Annotated in this window: 16 protein-coding genes; 7 read left to right on the top strand and 9 right to left on the bottom strand. The window is 71.0% G+C overall.

Going from position 1 to position 14919, the window contains the following annotated elements; genetic code table 11:
• The 3 genes from LWP59_RS28775 to LWP59_RS28765 are packed head-to-tail and all read right to left on the bottom strand — an operon-like array spanning nt 1 to nt 4021.
• Nucleotides 1-1596, bottom strand: a complete 1596-nt coding sequence (locus LWP59_RS28775) for a thiamine pyrophosphate-binding protein (RefSeq protein WP_144643699.1) — start codon at nt 1594-1596, stop codon at nt 1-3.
• Entirely contained in the window at nt 1593-2594 is a 1002-nt protein-coding gene (gene speB, locus LWP59_RS28770) for an agmatinase (protein WP_144643700.1), read from the bottom strand. Before speB ends, LWP59_RS28775 begins: the two co-directional genes overlap by 4 nt.
• Nucleotides 2591-4021, bottom strand: a complete 1431-nt coding sequence (locus LWP59_RS28765; RefSeq protein ID WP_144643701.1) for a sodium:solute symporter — start codon at nt 4019-4021, stop codon at nt 2591-2593. The genes speB and LWP59_RS28765 overlap by 4 nt, the downstream gene beginning before the upstream one ends.
• Nucleotides 4022-4124: 103 nt before the next feature.
• On the opposite strand from LWP59_RS28765, the gene LWP59_RS28760 reads away from it, so the two are divergent.
• Complete coding sequence (locus LWP59_RS28760; RefSeq protein ID WP_186383526.1) at nt 4125-5570, top strand: PucR family transcriptional regulator; 1446 nt, start codon at nt 4125-4127, stop codon at nt 5568-5570.
• 1 nt (nt 5571) lies between these two features.
• Here LWP59_RS28760 and LWP59_RS28755 read toward each other — a convergent pair whose 3' ends face one another.
• From LWP59_RS28755 to LWP59_RS28730, 6 genes are all read right to left on the bottom strand, one after another.
• Nucleotides 5572-5859 (bottom strand): helix-turn-helix domain-containing protein, encoded by a 288-nt coding sequence (locus tag LWP59_RS28755; RefSeq protein WP_144643702.1) that lies wholly within the window; start codon nt 5857-5859, stop codon nt 5572-5574.
• 1 nt (nt 5860) lies between these two features.
• Nucleotides 5861-7123: an NAD(P)/FAD-dependent oxidoreductase gene (locus LWP59_RS28750; RefSeq protein ID WP_144643703.1), complete on the bottom strand. Its 1263-nt coding sequence runs from the start codon at nt 7121-7123 to the stop codon at nt 5861-5863.
• On the bottom strand, nt 7116-7343 hold the full coding sequence (locus LWP59_RS28745) for a ferredoxin (RefSeq protein WP_186383527.1): 228 nt from the start codon (nt 7341-7343) through the stop codon (nt 7116-7118). The genes LWP59_RS28750 and LWP59_RS28745 overlap by 8 nt, the downstream gene beginning before the upstream one ends.
• Nucleotides 7340-7951 carry a ferric reductase-like transmembrane domain-containing protein gene (locus LWP59_RS28740; RefSeq protein WP_229857593.1) on the bottom strand — a complete coding sequence of 204 codons (612 nt, stop codon included), beginning with the start codon at nt 7949-7951 and terminating at the stop codon, nt 7340-7342. The genes LWP59_RS28745 and LWP59_RS28740 overlap by 4 nt, the downstream gene beginning before the upstream one ends.
• A 15-nt stretch (nt 7952-7966) precedes the next feature.
• Nucleotides 7967-8635, bottom strand: a complete 669-nt coding sequence (locus LWP59_RS28735) for a DUF4142 domain-containing protein (protein ID WP_229857595.1) — start codon at nt 8633-8635, stop codon at nt 7967-7969.
• Nucleotides 8636-8726: 91 nt separating this feature from the next.
• A complete protein-coding gene (locus LWP59_RS28730) occupies nt 8727-9263 on the bottom strand; it encodes a hypothetical protein (protein ID WP_144643704.1) in 537 nt (178 codons plus the stop codon).
• Nucleotides 9264-9503: 240 nt separating this feature from the next.
• On the opposite strand from LWP59_RS28730, the gene LWP59_RS28725 reads away from it, so the two are divergent.
• The 6 genes from LWP59_RS28725 (at nt 9504) to LWP59_RS28700 (ending at nt 14896) form a co-directional block, all read left to right on the top strand.
• Nucleotides 9504-10052 carry a sigma-70 family RNA polymerase sigma factor gene (locus LWP59_RS28725; RefSeq protein ID WP_144643705.1) on the top strand — a complete coding sequence of 183 codons (549 nt, stop codon included), beginning with the start codon at nt 9504-9506 and terminating at the stop codon, nt 10050-10052.
• Between the two features lie 6 nt (nt 10053-10058).
• Nucleotides 10059-10784, top strand: coding sequence for a zf-HC2 domain-containing protein (locus LWP59_RS28720; protein ID WP_144643706.1), 726 nt, complete (start codon nt 10059-10061; stop codon nt 10782-10784).
• 183 nt (nt 10785-10967) lie between these two features.
• Nucleotides 10968-12578, top strand: a complete 1611-nt coding sequence (locus LWP59_RS28715; RefSeq protein ID WP_144643707.1) for a DUF1996 domain-containing protein — start codon at nt 10968-10970, stop codon at nt 12576-12578.
• A gap of 122 nt (nt 12579-12700) precedes the next feature.
• Nucleotides 12701-13648 carry an SCO0930 family lipoprotein gene (locus LWP59_RS28710; protein ID WP_144643708.1) on the top strand — a complete coding sequence of 316 codons (948 nt, stop codon included), beginning with the start codon at nt 12701-12703 and terminating at the stop codon, nt 13646-13648.
• A gap of 19 nt (nt 13649-13667) precedes the next feature.
• Nucleotides 13668-14222 carry a sigma-70 family RNA polymerase sigma factor gene (locus LWP59_RS28705; RefSeq protein WP_144643709.1) on the top strand — a complete coding sequence of 185 codons (555 nt, stop codon included), beginning with the start codon at nt 13668-13670 and terminating at the stop codon, nt 14220-14222.
• Entirely contained in the window at nt 14219-14896 is a 678-nt protein-coding gene (locus LWP59_RS28700) for an anti-sigma factor (protein ID WP_144643710.1), read from the top strand. The genes LWP59_RS28705 and LWP59_RS28700 overlap by 4 nt, the downstream gene beginning before the upstream one ends.
• Nucleotides 14897-14919 lie beyond the last annotated feature (23 nt).

Below are 14919 nucleotides of genomic sequence, written 5' to 3'. Positions count from 1 at the left end.
TCAGTGCTCCAGGTGCGTCGGGGCGAACATCCGTAGTGTGGTGGGCAGGACGACGACAGCGGGGCCTGGGGTGGCGAGTGCTTTGGCCAGGTCCGCCTGCATGTCGTCCACTGTGGACCGGATGGCGGGGACGCCGAAGGAGTGTGCCAGTGCGACGAAGTCCGGCCGTGCCAGCTCGGTCGCGGTGGTCTCGCCGAATGCGCCGGTCAGATATTCGCGCAGGATGCCGTAACCACCGTCGTCGACGATGAGCCACGTGACGTCCAGCCGGTGCTGCACCGCGGTGGCCAGTTCGGCGAGGCCGTACATCGCGCCGCCGTCGCCGGACACCGCCAGCGCCGGGCCGTGCACCGACGCGCCGAGGGCGGCCGGGAAGGCGAAGCCGAGGCCTCCGGCGCCCTGAGCGCTGTGCAGCGCGCCGGGCCAGGCCGACCAGGCCCAGTAACCCAGGATCGTCATGTCCCAGAACGTCGGCATGTCTTCGGGCACCGCGGCGCGGACGTTGGCCAGCAGCTGCTGTTCTCGGCCGAGGTCCTGTCCGGCCAGGCGATCGCGGACCCGCGACAGGAGCCCGGCCACCGCGGTCTCCGCCCTGCCGTCCGGCTCCCGCCGCGGCACGGACAGCGCGGCGAGCGCGAGCTTCACGTCGGCGTGGATACCCAGCGCCGCATGGTTGCTTTCGAGCTTGCCGGCGTCCGCCTCGATCTGGATGACCCGCCCGCGCGGGCAGAACCGGTGGTAGTTGCTCGACAGCTCACCCAGCCCCGACCCGAGGACGAGCAGGACGTCGGCGTCGGCGAGGAACTCCGTGCAGTGCCAGTCCTCCAGCCACGACTGCCCGGACAGCGAGTGTTCCCACGGGAACGCGCCCTTGCCGCCGAAGGTCGACAACACCGGCGCACGCAACGACTCCGCCAGTGCCAGCAGCTCCTCCTGCGCGCCGGCACGGACCACACCACCTCCCGCGAGGATCACCGGGTTCGACGCGTCCGCCAGCTGCCGCGAGGCTTCGGCGATCAGGTCCGGCAGGGGTTCCAGCGGCCGCGACGGGACGGTCAGGGCGGTGATCGGCGGCAGGGACACCGGAGCCAGCAACACGTCCTGCGGGATCTCGACCCAGACTGGTCCACAAGGGACGGTGGACGCCGACACCCACGCGTCCCGCAGCGCACCCGGGATCTGGCTCGCCGTGCGGGCGACGTGCACCGACTTCACCACCTCCCGGAAGCTCGCCTGCTGGTCGGGCAGCTCGTGCAGGTAGCCGTGCCGCCCGCCGCCGAGGCCGGCGACCGGGACCTGGCTGGAGATCCCGAGCACCGGCACCGACGACTCCCGCGCCTCCTGCAGCGACGCCAGCGTCAGCAGCGCGCCCGGCCCTGTCGAGCAGACGAACGGGGTGACCTCGCCGCTCACCCGCGCGTGCCCGTCGGCCGCGAAGGCGAGGTTGTTCTCCACCCGCGCGCTCACCAGCCGCAGCTCCGATCGCCGCAGCGCGTCGAACAGGCCCAGCGCGTGCTGTCCCGGCAGGCCGAACACGGTGTGCGCGCCCAGGGCGCGCAGCGTTTCGACGACCAGGTCGCCGCCGATGCGGGTCACCTCAGGCACAACAGGCTGACGAGGTCGTAGGCCACGTGCGACGCGGCGATCGCGGTGATCTCGGCGTGGTCGTAGGCCGGGGCCAGCTCGACCACGTCCGCGCCGACGAGGTCGCAGGTGCGCAGCCCGCGCAGGATCTCCAGCAGCTCGCGGCTGGTCATGCCGCCGGCCTCCGGGGTGCCCGTGCCGGGCGCGTGCGCGGGGTCGAGCACGTCGATGTCCACCGACACGTACAGCGGCCGGTTCCCGATCCGCTGGCGTAGTGCGTCGATGGTCTCGTCGATCCCACGCCGCAGCACGTCGGCCGAGGTGATGATGCCGAAGCCCAGCTTCTGGTCGTCGTCGAGATCCGCCTTGCCGTAGAGCGGGCCGCGCGTGCCGACGTGACACAGGGCGCTGGTGTCGAGGATGCCTTCCTCGACCGCCCGGCGGAACGGCGTGCCGTGCGTGTAGGGCTCGCCGAAGTAGGTGTCCCAGGTGTCCAGGTGCGCGTCGAAGTGCAGCAGCGCCACCGGTCCGTGCTTCTTCGCCGCCGCCCGCAGCAGAGGCAGCGCGATGGTGTGGTCCCCGCCGACGGTGACCAGCTTCGTGCCGCCGGCGGAAAGCGCTTCCGCGTCCGCCTGCAGGGTTTCGATGGCGGCCCCGATGTCGAACGGGTTCACCGCGATGTCCCCGGCGTCGGCCACCTGCGCGGCTTCGAACGGCGACACGTCCAGCCCCGGATGGTAGGGGCGCAGCAGACGGCTGGCTTCGCGCACCGCGGCCGGTCCGAAGCGGGCGCCGGGGCGGTAGGACACGCCGGCGTCGAAGGGGACGCCGACCACCGCGACGTCGGCGCGCTCGACCTGGTCCAGCCGCGGCAGCCGGGCGAAGGTGGCGAACCCGGCGAAACGGGGGACCTGCGAGGAATCGACCGGCGGTACCGGGCGGGACTCCCGCGCCGGGTCGGTCCTGCTCCCGGGATCGCCCTCGCCGCGTCCGGTCCTCGAGCTGGTCATGCGTGCACTCCTTCGCGTTCCACGGCCTGCTTCCCGCTCAGCCGTTCCGTCCACTGCGCCAGCACCGCCGCGGACGTGCGGGGCGTGAGCAGGCTGACGCCGACGTAGACGACCAGGCTCGCGCCCAGTCCGTAGTAGATGGGCTCGTTGGCCTCGAGCCCGTCGGTGATCATGAAGACGATCACCACGACCGCGCCGGTGACCATCGACGCCAGCGCGCCCGCCCAGGTGCCGCGCTTGACGAACAGCGCGCCGAGTATGGCCACCAGCAGGCCGCCGACCAGGAGGTTGTAGGCCACCGCCAGCGCCGCCACGACGTCGGTCACGACCATCGCGATGCCGATCGCCACCAGTCCGAGCACGAGCGTCACCACGCGGTTGGCCGAGACACCGAGCGGCTTGCGGCGGAAGCGGGCGATCAGGTCGTTCGTGCTGACGGTGGAGCACGCGATCAGCGCGCCGCTCGCGGTCGACATCAGCGCGGACAGTGCGGCGGCGAGCACGAGACCACGCACCCCGGTGGGCAGCAGCCGTTCGACGATGGTCGCGAACGCGTCCTGCGCGCTGGCCAGGCCGGGGTACAGCGCCTTCGCGGCGGTGCCGATCAGCGCACCGGCGAGGCCGTAGAACAGGCAGTAGACACCCGAGATGATCCCGCCGGTGGTGGCGACGCGCGGGGTGCGGGCGGTGAACACGCGCTGCCAGATGTCCTGGCCGATCAGCAGGCCGAAACCATAGATCAGGACGTAGGTGAAGATCGTCCCGCCGCCGATCGAGGTGAGCGAGAAGTAGCTGCCGTCCAGCCGCTGACTCAGCCCGCGGAAGCCGCCTGCCGAGGAGATCGCGATCGGCAGCAGCAGCGCGAAGATGCCGACCGTCTTGATCACGAACTGGGCGATGTCGGTCAGCGTGATCGACCACATGCCGCCGAGCACCGAGTACAGCACCACGATCGCGCCGCCGATGGCGATCCCCGCGACGTCCGGGATGTTCAGCAGCACCTTGAAGATCGTCGCGAAGGCGAGCGTCGAGGTGACGGTCAGCATCAGCGTGTAGGCCCACATCACGGCGCCGGAGATGGTGCTCGTGCTGCCGCCGTAACGCAGGTCGAGCATCTCGCCGACGGTGTAGACGCGCAGCTTGACCAGCCGCCGCGCGAACACCGCGTGCAGCACGAGGATGCCGAGGCCGATGGTGACCACCAGCCAGGCGCCGGAGATGCCGTAGGTGTAGCCGAGCTTGACCCCGCCGATCGTCGAAGCGCCGCCGAGCACGACCGCCGACATCGTGCCGGAGTACATGAACCAGCCCAGCCGCCTGCCCGCGACGAGGTAGTCGCTCTTGGTCTTCGCCAGCCGCAGCCCGTACCAGCCGATCCCGATCATCGCCGCGATGTAGAGCGCGATCACCACATAGTCGCCGCCCACGATGCGATCCCTTCCGTCGATGCCGTTCCGGTCACCGTAGGTCCGGCCGTGGAAACCTCGGCAGAGGACGATTCATCCCAATACGAGGTAGTCTCTGGAGCAAATGTCCAGTGCGGAGCCGCTTGCCGAAGCCGATGTCACCGTTCCGTTGCGAGCCGTGGCCGAGGATCCGGGCCTGGCACTGGAGCCGGTGCGCGAGACCCTGCGCCCCGGTGCACTCGACCTGCCGGTGCGCTGGGCGCACGTGAGCGAGCTGCAGGACCCGGGGCCGTACCTGCTGGGCGAGGAGCTGCTGCTGACAGCGGGCGTGAACCTGCCGGTCGAGCAGCGCGAGGTCGACCGTTACGTGCGCGGGCTGCGTGCCGCCGGGATCACCGCGCTCGGCTTCGGTGTCACCCCACCCGTGCACGAGGAGCTGCCGCGCGTGCTGCGGCGGGCCTGCGCGAGGCACGGCCTGCCGCTGCTCGTGGTGCCCGTCAGCACGCCGTTCCTCGCGATCAGCCGTGCGGTGTCGGTCGCGCTGGCCGAGGCGAGCCAGCGCGACCAGCGCCGGATCGCCGAAGCCCGGGAAGCGCTTACTCGCGCCGCCTCCAGCGGGGTCGAGGAGGTCGCGCGGGGCCTCGCGCAGCGGCTGTCGGGCTGGGTCGCGATGGTCGACGGGGACGGGCTGCCCGTCGTGGAGGTGCACGCGCCGTTGCCGTTCCCGCCGGAGCTGACCGCGCTGCTCGTGCGGCTGAGGTCGGGCGCCGGGATCCGCAGCGCGACCACCGAACTGCCCGGTGGCACGTTCGTCGTCGCGCAGCCGGTCTACCCGCAGGCGACCGCTGCGCACCTGCTCGTGGTGGGGCGGCGCAGGCGCTTCGAGACCCCCGACCGGGCGATCGTCGGCGTCGGGGCGGGCCTGCTGGGCCTGCTGACGAGATCCGCCACCACGGCGCTGAGGGGCACGATGACTGCGCTGCTGCTCAACAGGATCAGCGCGGCCGACGCGGTCGAGACGCTCGTCCCGGGCGGGGAGTACCGCGTGGTCGCCGGGGTGGGAGAAGGGCGCGAGCCCGACCATGACGGGCTACCCGAGTGGCTCGGCACCCCGCTGGTCGAAACCGGCGAAGGCTTCATCGCCGTCGTCGGCGCGCTGCCGGATCTGGACGAGCTTCGCGCCCACGGCTGGCTGGCCGTCGCCGGGGCGCCGGTGCCGGCGGACGAACTGCCCGCGGCGGCGGGGGAAATCCCTGCGCTGCTGCAGCGGGCCCGCGCGGCGGGCAAGCCGGTCGTCGCCGGCGGGGGACTGGACGACCTCGTTCCCGCCGAGGCCGCACAGGGCTTCGCCGCCCGTACGCTCGCGCCGCTGGCGGGTCGCCCGGAGCTGGTGGAGACACTGCGGTCCTGGCTGGCGCACCACGGTGGCTGGGACCGCACGGCCGCGGCGCTCGGGGTGCACCGCAACAGCGTGCGGCACCGGGTCGGACAGGCCGGGCGCCTGCTGGGCGCCGACCTCTCCGACCCGGAGACACGCATGCGACTGTGGTTCGCGCTGCGCTGGTCCTGACTCACTCGACGACGGCGATGTCCCCGTCGTCGAAGTGGATCGCCTGGCGCAGCCTGCCGCCGAGCGCGATCGCGTAGCGCGCGAGCGCCTCGCGTTCGGCGATCGAACCGCGTTCGATCTCGTAGACCTGGCTCTGTGACACTCCCATCTTCTCGGCGAGGTGGTGCTGGGTCAGGCCGCGGCTGCGGCGGATCTCGGCGAGCCGGTGCCCGCGCACGGCGCTCAGCAGCTCGTCGGTCGTGACCTCGCGGACCGTCCCGGTCGCGACGTCCTTCCAGCGTCCGGCCATGTCAGACCCCCTGACCCACGGTGAGCCACTCCTCTTCGGAGAACATCTCCTCCGACAGCTGCGGCAGGGCCTCGGTCTCGGCAGGGGCCGGGGTGTACTCCGGCACCGGCAGCCGCCGTTCCAGTTCGGCGGTCCAGTGCAGCATCGCCCTTGGCTTGTCCCAGCTCGCCGCCCCGATCAGCTGACCGCCGCGGACGAAACCGGTGACCCCGTCGTCCAGCTGCACGGTGTCCTCGCCGAGCGCGGGCATCCCGGCCATCTGCAACCGGTGCTCGTAGATGCTCGACCAGGCCCGCGGCAGCGGGGTGAACGGCTTGGCCAGCCGCCGTCCCGCCATCAGGTTCTCCGCGGCCGCCCGTGCCGACTCGACCGCGTTGAGCCAGTGCTCGACCCGCCGCGGCGTCTCGTCGAACCGCAGGTTCGGCCAGCGGGCCGCGTCGCCCGCGACCACCACGTCCTCGGCGCCCTCGGCGAACAGCGTCGGTTCGCACAGCACGCCGTCGGAGATGTCGAGCCCGGAGCCGCGCAGCCAGTCCACCGCAGGCACACTGCCGATCGCCAGCACCACGCAGCTGGCGACGACCAGCTGGTTGCTGGTCAGGTGCAGGCCGAAGGCGTCCTTCGTGCTGATCCAGTGCCGCACCTCCGAGTTCATCGCCAGGCCGGCCCGGTGCTTCTCGTGCGTTTCGGTGACCGCGCCCGCGACCCGCGGGCCGAACCGGTACAGCGGGGCCTTGGCGTGCCCGACGAGGGTGACGTCGCGGCCCAGTGTGCGCATGCTCGCCGCGAACTCACAGCCGATCAGCCCGCTGCCGATCACGACGGCAGGTTTGTTGCTCGCCGCCAGCGCCCGTCGCAACGACATCGCGTCCTCGACCGTGCGCAGCACCCGGACCCGTGGGTCGTGCCGCGGCGCGCCCGGCAGGTGCCGGGGCACCACGCCGGTCGCGATGACGAGCCCGTCGTACCAGAGCTCCTCCTTCCCCGGCAGGTGCACCACGCGCTGGCTGGTGTCCAGGTGCGTGGCGCGGGTGCCGAGGCGCCAGTGCGCGTCCAGTTCGATGTAGGGCTTGAGGTCCACGTCGATCGGGCGGACGTTCCCGGTCACCAGCTGCTTGGACACCATCGGCCGGTGGTAGGGCTTCCGGCGCTCGTCGCCGACGATGATGATCTCGCCGTCGAAGCCGAGCTCACGCAGCCGCTCGGCCGCGCGCAGGCCGGCGACCCCACCACCGACGACGACGATTCTGTCTCCGTCACTCATCGCTCATCCCTCTCAAGACAATCGCCTGCATGGGGCAGCAGCGGGCCGCCGCGGCGGCCTGCCCGTAGTCGGCCTCCTCCAGTTGCCTGCGGTAGCGCAGCCTGCCGTCCCGGTCGAGCTGGAACAGCCGCGGCGCCTCCTGCACGCAGATGCCGTAAACCTCGCAGCGGTCGTTGTCCACGCTGATGCGCGGACCGCGGAACCGGTCGAGCGTCTTCATACGAGCTCCTCCACGAGGCCGATCCGCTCCAGCGCCCGCGAGGGCAGGAACCGCAGGACCGACAGCGTGATCGTCGGCACCAGCAGGGTGAGCCCGGCCAGCCACAGCACGGCGAGGTGGCCGTTGGCGATCGCCCCGAAGAACGAGTGGATCACCAGCAGCGGGATGGCCAGGTAGGCCAAGCGGTGCAGCCACAGCCAGCGCCGGTAGGCGATGAACCGGTACAGGCTCGCGGTGAAGGCGATCGCGAGCATCAGCTCCAGGCCGATGATGCCGAGGCTGTGCCGGGCCAGTCCGCCGGGCAGCAGCGGCACGGTCAGCCTGGCCACCGAGAACGCGCCCACCGACATGAAGTAGAACGACGCCGCGTGCACGATGCCGAAGGTCAGCGTGAGCGTGGCCAGCACCACGTGCCCGCTGCGCAACGCCTTGCGGCCGGTGAGGTTGCGGACCCAGCCGGTCGCGGTGAGGATGCCCCAGCACAGCGTGAGGCACATGAACACGTACGAGATACGGGCGGAGATCTGCGCGACGCTGCGCAACCCGGCGTCCGTCGATTGCTGGGCCAGGGGCATGAGTGCCATGGCCCAGCTGTCGGAGACGGTCACGCCCGCCTCCCGGAGCTAGCGGACCGGCTCTTTCGGCGCCGGTTCTGGGTTGCGGTCAAATGCATGTTTTTCTCCTGATCGATGTCGTCTTCTCGCCGAAGACCGGATGAGCCACAGCACGAGCAGCGTCGCCGCGAACACGAGCAGCACGACCAGCACGGTGGTGAGGATGGTCATGGAGCTCAGGTTCAGCGCCGAGGCGGCCGAGGTCGCCGCCGTGGTGCTCACGGTCGGCTGTGGCAGCGCGTTGTAGTCCACCAGCCCGGTGCTCTCCAGCAGCGAGATGTGCCGCAGCACCACCTGGTTCGCGGTCGCCGCGAATGCCCTGATCTCGTCGTTGCGGGTGCCCGCGCGCACCTGCGCGATGACGGCGAAGATGACGCCGTGCGCCGCGCGCAGCCGGTTGACGAAGATGCGCTCGAAGTCCGACGTCGTCGTCGCGTTGCGCTCTTCGGCCAGCCAGCTCTGCTGATCCGCGTTGGGCTGGTCGGGCAGCACGACGCCGTATTTCGCGGCGAGCCCGCGCACGGCGACGTCGAGCCGGCCGTGGTCGACCATCAACGTCTGGCCGACCTCCCGTACCTGCGGGGTCCGCGCACGCGTGCGGGCCATGTCGCCCGAGGGCATTTCCCACAGCCCGGCCTGCCGGACGCGGTTGAGCAGATCCCGGTCGGAATCGCTCAACGTAGCCGTTTGTGCTGCGGCCAACACAGGTACGGCCAACTGGCTCATCACCAACAGGGCCAGCAGGACCAGCAGGCGGGTGATCCCGCGCTCAGAGCCCGAACGCATCGGACTGTCCGGGATCCGCGGCGGTCTGCACCTTGCCGCCCTGCGGCGTGATCGGGAACCACACGCCGCCGATGCCCTGCCCTGCAGTCTCGCCGGGCATCGCGTCCTTGGCGTAGCGATAGAGCGGCCACCCGTCGAGGGTGGCCTGATCGGTACCGTCGTCCCTGGTCAGGGTGCCGACGCTGTTCTGGTCGAGCCCGCCGAGATGCTGGGTCGCGCTCGCGGGAACGGGTTTCCACTGCTGTGCGCAGAGGCCCGTGCAGGTGGAACTCGGCGGGTTGGTGCTGTCCTTGTCGTAGCGGTAGACGGTGAATCCGCCACCGTCGACGACGATGCGGCCGAGGTCGAACGCGCGGACGGCGTTGAGCGCGGGCGTGTTGTCCGCGGCGGCCATGTCCTGCATGCCGTTCTGACCTGCGGTGGAAGAGTACTGGTTCGCCACGTCACAGCCGGTGGAGGCGGCGAGGAGCGCGATACCCGCCGCGGCGAGCGGGATCGTCGATCTGGGCTTGCGGTGCATAAGTTGTTTCCTTCCCTGTCGGGGGCCAGGGCGTGTGCGCACCCGCAAAAGACCTGCGTGCGAGCACAGTGACTCCACTGTGGACAAATCTGTCCATAGTGGAGTGAAAGCGCTGTCGGGGGGTCAGCGCCGTTGGGGCCTTCGCCGGGGGATACGGCAACGGTCCGGATACGGTTCAAACAATGTGAAGTAATTTTTTGGTACTGGACTACTGCCCGGTTCACCGTAAAGATGTCGCCCGTGGGACGCCACAGCCGATCATTGCGAGCCGTTGTCGAGCCGGAGGCCGACACCGGCCATGACGACCTGGCCGCCGCGCTCTACCAGGAGTTCGGGCGGCCCTTGCTCGCGTTCGTGCTGACGCTCACCGCGGGCGACCGGCAATGGGCCGAGGACGTCGTGCAGGAGACGCTGATCCGCGCGTGGCGCAACGCCGACAAGCTCGACCGCGAGCCGGAGATGCTGCGCGCGTGGCTCTACACGGTGGCGCGGCGCATCGTCATCGACGGCTGGCGCAGCCGGCAGGCCCGGCCGCAGGAGGTCGAGGAGGCCGAGCCCGACTCCGTCGGCGTGCCCGACGAGTCCGACCGCACCCTGGCCGCCATGGTGGTCTACGAGGCGCTGGGCAACCTGTCCCCGGAACAGCGGGAAGCCGTGCTGCAGACCTACATCCGTGATCGAACCGTGAACGAGGTCGCGGTCGCCCTCGGTATTCCCCCCGGTACGGTCAAGTCCCGGATCTACCACGCGGTACGCGCGCTACGGCGGGCCTTACGAGATCGGGGGTGACGTGAGGTGGGAGGGGTAGCGCACACCGACATCGCCGCCTACGTCCTCGGCGTTCTCGACGAGTCCGACACCGCCGTCTTCGAGGCCCACCTGCTCGACTGCCCGCACTGCCAGCTCGACCTGCTCGAGTTCTACGACCTGCCGGAGATCCTCGCCGAGGTCCGCAAGTACTGGCCCGAGCCGCCGATCCCGCAGCCGCGTGCGCTGGGCGGGATGTTCGACGAGCTGGCGCGGCTGCGCCGCCGCCGCCGCATCCTGGCCCGGGTCGCCACCGTCGCGGCCGTGCTGCTGATCATCGCCGGCCCGCTCATCACCCTCGCACTGCTGCCGTCCGGCCCGTACCAGGCCACCGAGGCGCCCGCGCCGGTCGCGGCGAGCACGCCCGCGCCGGTGCCCACGCGCGTGCCGGGCACGGCGAGCATGTTCGCCGGCGGTGAGGCCGGGAAGTCGCTGCAGGCCCAGGTGATCGTCCAGCCGACAACGTGGGGGTCGAACGTCGACCTCGTGCTCAGCGGCGTCAGCGGGCCGCAGACCTGCCGGCTGGTCGCCGTGCCGTGGGCCGGGCCGGAGCAGACCGTCAGCAACTGGACGGTGCCCGCGCTCGAGCCCGGCGCCGCCGTCGCGCTCGAGCCGCTGCGCATCTCCGGCGGCACCGCGCTCGCCCCGGCCGAGATCGCCCGCTTCGAGATCCGGACCCCGGACGGCGAGCTGCTCGCGACCATCCCTCGCTGAACTGGCTTTATAACGACCGAATAACAGCCAGGTCGCATTTTGAACTACTTGAGGGGTTCCGTCCGTATCTCTGGTTGACGGGCCTCGGGGGCCTTCTCCGTCACCAATCATTTCCAGCTGTTGCCCTCGGTGCTGCCCTCCTTCGGGCGCCCCTGGGCGGAACCCGAACGAGGTGAGTAGTCCATGGCCCGCACAGACGGCCGACATCGCGTCACCCGCCGGACGAAGATCGCGACCGGACTCGTCGGACTCGCGCTCGCCGCGAGTGGCGTGGTCGTCGCGACGACCGCCGGAGACCCCGGCACCGCCAGCGCCGACCCCGTCGACAAGTCCTTCTTCGTCGACATCACCACGGTGGCCCCCAACGTGAAGACCCCGCAGACGGAGCGCCTCGCGTCGAAGGGGACCTTCACGGTGAACTGCGGCAAGAACGAGAACGGTCACTTCAACCCCGACAACTTCATCGCGCAGCCCGGCGTCCGCAACGGCGCCCAGCACCTGCACGACTACGTCGGCAACCTGACGACCAACGCCGACTCGAACAACAAGAGCCTGCTCGCCGGGGGGACGACCTGCAAGAACGGCGACAAGTCGGCCTACTTCTGGCCCGTCGTGCGCATCGACACCGGGGACGAGGAGGAGAGCAACGCGCCGGAGTCTCCCGAGCAGGCCGACGTCAACGCCGAGCGCGACGCCGCGGTCCAGGACGCCGTGACGCCGCGGGTGGACTGCCCGGACGTGGCGAGCCGGCTCGAAGAGGTGCCGGACCAGGCCATGGACACGGTCGACACCGAGCTGGGCAACCTCGACCAGCAGGCCGCGGACGCCAACGCGCAGATGGCGGGGGCCGACGCCCAGGGCGGCGACCCCGTGACGGTGCTGAACCCGCTGCGGGACAAGCGGAAGGCGAGTATCGACAAGATCGCCCAGGCCACCGGCGGGAAGCTCGACCAGACCCAGGACCTGGCTGCCTGCGGCGTGAAGGACGCCACCAGCGCCGGGATCGACAACGGTGACCAGAACAGCGACGGCCCCGACACCCAGGCCGCGGCGCAGTCCCGGCAGAAGCGCGGTCACGGCGGCAAGGGCAACAAGCCGCCCGCCACGACGACGACCGCGCCGGGGTCGTCGAGTGCGCCGGCCTCGTCTTCGAGCACCTCGGCGTCGTCGAGCGCTCCGGCGTCGTCGTCGAGCGCGGCGGCCACCACGACCAGTGCGAGCGAGCTGCCGGGCGTGAACGACAACAACGAGGTCGCGGGCAACGACGGCGAGATCCAGCGTCCGGCCACCGTCGCGCTCACCTTCCGCGGCAGCCCGGTGACCCCGGTCCGCGCGATGCCGCAGTTCCTGCGCGTGCTCTCCGGGGACGCGAAGGAGGGCGCGAACGGGCCCACGAACGCCCGTGCCGCGTGGACCTGCACCGGGTTCGAGAACCGGCTCATCGACAAGTACCCGATCTGCCCCGAGGGCAGCAAGGTCGAGCGGATCCACGACTTCCCCAGCTGCTGGGACGGCAAGAACATCGACAGCGCCAACCACCGCACGCACATCGTGTTCCCCGACGCGAACGGCCGCTGCGGACGTGGCTTCGTCGCCGTGCCGCAGCTGCGGGTCACGCTGACCTACGACATCCCGCACGCGATCCAGGTCGCCGGACAGTACAAAGTGGACTCCTTCCCCGAGGAGCACCACAACCCGCTGTCCGACCACGACGACTTCGCGAACGTGATGTCGCAGCGGATCATGTGGCGCCTGGTCACCTGCGTCAACTTCGGCCGTACCTGCAACGAGTGACGGCCCGGCGCGGCCCGGAAAAGCCGGCAGAACGGCTGAACCGGGCCGCGCCACCACTCGTGTGCTGGGTGTCGGTCGCCGCGGCCACGCGCGACCTCCCCAGCCAGCGAAGGAGAACCCCCATGCCCGCGCGCCACGTCCTCTCGGTCACGGCCGTGCTCGGCCTCGGCCTGCTCGGTGCCTGCAGCAGCACCGCCGGCAGCGGCACCACCACCGGTGCCGTCCCGGCTCCGGTCGCCGTGCAGCGGCAGGCCGTGAGCCAGCCCGCGGTGAAGCTGGTCGCGATGGACGTCGAAGGACTGGGCCCGGTGCTCACCGACGCCGACGGGCGCACGCTGTACCTCTTCGCGAAGGACACCACCAACCCGCCGAAGTCCACATGCGACGGTGCCTGCGCCACGGCGTGGCCGCCGCTGATGGCGAGCGGCTCGATCGACGTGCAGGGCGTGGACGCCAAGCTCGTCGGCACGGTCACCCGGACCGACGGCAGCAGGCAGGTCACCGTCAACGGCTGGCCGGTCTACCTCTACGCCAAGGACACCGCGGCGGGCGAGGCCAAGGGCCAGGACGTCGGCGGCACCTGGAGCGCCATCACCCCGGCCGGGCGCAAGGCCGTCTCGGCGCAGCAGCCGACCGCGATCAACACGACGAACATCCCCGGCCTGGACACGGTGCTGACCGACCAGAACGGGATGACGCTCTACCTGTTCACCAAGGACAGCAAGAAGCCGTCGAAGTCGACCTGCGCGGGCCAGTGCGCGACCACCTGGCCGCCGCTGCTCGAGCAGGGCGGCGGGGAAGTGCAGATCAACGGCGTGGATCCGAAACTGATCGGCACCCTCAAGCGCGCAGACGGCACCGAGCAGGTCACCATCGGCGGCTGGCCGGCGTACCGCTACGCGAAGGACACCGCGCCCGGGCAGGCCAACGGCCACGCCGTGGGCGGCACCTGGTTCGAGTTCGAGGCCAACGGCTGCAAGGTCGCCGACGGCAAGAAACCCCTCAACACCACCACCAGCTCGCCCTCGAGCGCCGCGCCGAGCACCGCGGCCGACTCGGGCGGCTACTGAGAGACCAAGGAGTGACCGGATGCCGGCTCTGTGGGCCCGCAAACGAGCGGCGGTTGCCGACGAGGCACTGATCCGAGCGCTCTACGAGGAGCACGGGCGGGCGCTGCTCGCCTACGCGACGCGGCTGACGAACGACCGGGCCGCCGCCGAGGACGTCGTGCAGGAGACCCTGGTGCGGGCGTGGCGGCATCCGGACTCGCTCGTCAACGGCAAGGGTTCGGTGCGCGGCTGGCTGCTGACGGTGACCCGCAACATCGTCACCGACCGGTACCGCGCGAAGGCGGCCCGCCCGGCCGAGGTGGCCGAGAGCCCGGCCACCACCGCCGTGCAGGACGACCATGCCGACTCGGTCGTGAACTCCATGGTCGTGCTCGACGCTCTGGAGCGGCTGTCCCCGGAGCATCGGGACGTGCTGACCGAGATCTACTTCCGCGGCCGCAGCGTCGCCGAAGCGGCGGAGCACCTCGGCGTGCCGCCGGGAACGGTCAAATCGAGGTCGTACTACGCGCTCAGGGCGATGCGGCAGACGTTCGGCGGAAGCCGGCAGGTCGCGATACCGGAGGTGGCCGGATGAGTCTTGAGCACGATTCCCGCTCACTGGGCGCCTATGTGCTCGGAGCACTGGACCGGCAGGAGATACGTGCGATGGAGCAGCACCTGGCTTCGTGCCGGCGCTGCCAGGCGGAACTGGCGGAGTTGCGGATGGCGCGCGCCGCGCTGGACGGGCTGCCGCCCGAGGCGGTCCTGGACGGCCCACCCGATGGCGGGGACCTGCTGCTGCAGCGGACCCTGCGGCAGATCCGGCGGGAGACCGGCCTGCAGGTCCGGCGGCGCCGGACGATGGCCGCGACCGCGGCCGTGGTGGTCGCCGTCGCGTTCGCGGGCGGTGGCGTCGCGCTCGGCAGGACGATCGCCCCGGCCGGGGTTTCGCAGGCCGAGCCGGACAGCAGGACGGCGACGGCGAGCGACACGGCGACCGGCGCGAAGATGACCGTCTCGGTGCGGCCGGCGGCAGGCTGGGTGCGGGTCAACGCGTCCGTGGCCGGCATCCCGAAGGGGCAGAAGTGCCGCCTGTACGTGGTGGCCCGCGACGGCACCAGGGAAGAGGCGGGCAGCTGGCTGGTCTCGGCGGCGGGCGCGCGCGACGGGACCGAGCTCGACGGCGCGGCGCTGGTCGCCCCGGGCGATGTCGCGAGCGTCGAGGTGGAGAACTTCTCGGGGCAGAAGTATGTGTCCGTCACTCTCTGAGCAGCGGACACAGACACTTCTCA

Source organism: Amycolatopsis acidiphila (genome assembly GCF_021391495.1).
Taxonomy (GTDB): Bacteria; Actinomycetota; Actinomycetes; order Mycobacteriales; family Pseudonocardiaceae; genus Amycolatopsis_E; species Amycolatopsis_E acidiphila.
Note: the sequence above shows the minus strand (reverse complement) of the source record. Positions and strands in the feature narration are given on the sequence as shown.

Coding starts and splice junctions, on each gene's coding strand:
- speB (WP_144643700.1), bottom strand. CDS start 2,594: ATGACCAGCTCGAGGACCGGACGCGGCGAGGGCGATCCCGGGAGCAGG.
- LWP59_RS28760 (WP_186383526.1), top strand. CDS start 4,125: ATGTCCAGTGCGGAGCCGCTTGCCGAAGCCGATGTCACCGTTCCGTTG.
- LWP59_RS28755 (WP_144643702.1), bottom strand. CDS start 5,859: ATGGCCGGACGCTGGAAGGACGTCGCGACCGGGACGGTCCGCGAGGTC.
- LWP59_RS28750 (WP_144643703.1), bottom strand. CDS start 7,123: ATGAGTGACGGAGACAGAATCGTCGTCGTCGGTGGTGGGGTCGCCGGC.
- LWP59_RS28745 (WP_186383527.1), bottom strand. CDS start 7,343: ATGAAGACGCTCGACCGGTTCCGCGGTCCGCGCATCAGCGTGGACAAC.
- LWP59_RS28730 (WP_144643704.1), bottom strand. CDS start 9,263: ATGCACCGCAAGCCCAGATCGACGATCCCGCTCGCCGCGGCGGGTATC.
- LWP59_RS28715 (WP_144643707.1), top strand. CDS start 10,968: ATGGCCCGCACAGACGGCCGACATCGCGTCACCCGCCGGACGAAGATC.
- LWP59_RS28710 (WP_144643708.1), top strand. CDS start 12,701: ATGCCCGCGCGCCACGTCCTCTCGGTCACGGCCGTGCTCGGCCTCGGC.
- LWP59_RS28705 (WP_144643709.1), top strand. CDS start 13,668: ATGCCGGCTCTGTGGGCCCGCAAACGAGCGGCGGTTGCCGACGAGGCA.
- LWP59_RS28700 (WP_144643710.1), top strand. CDS start 14,219: ATGAGTCTTGAGCACGATTCCCGCTCACTGGGCGCCTATGTGCTCGGA.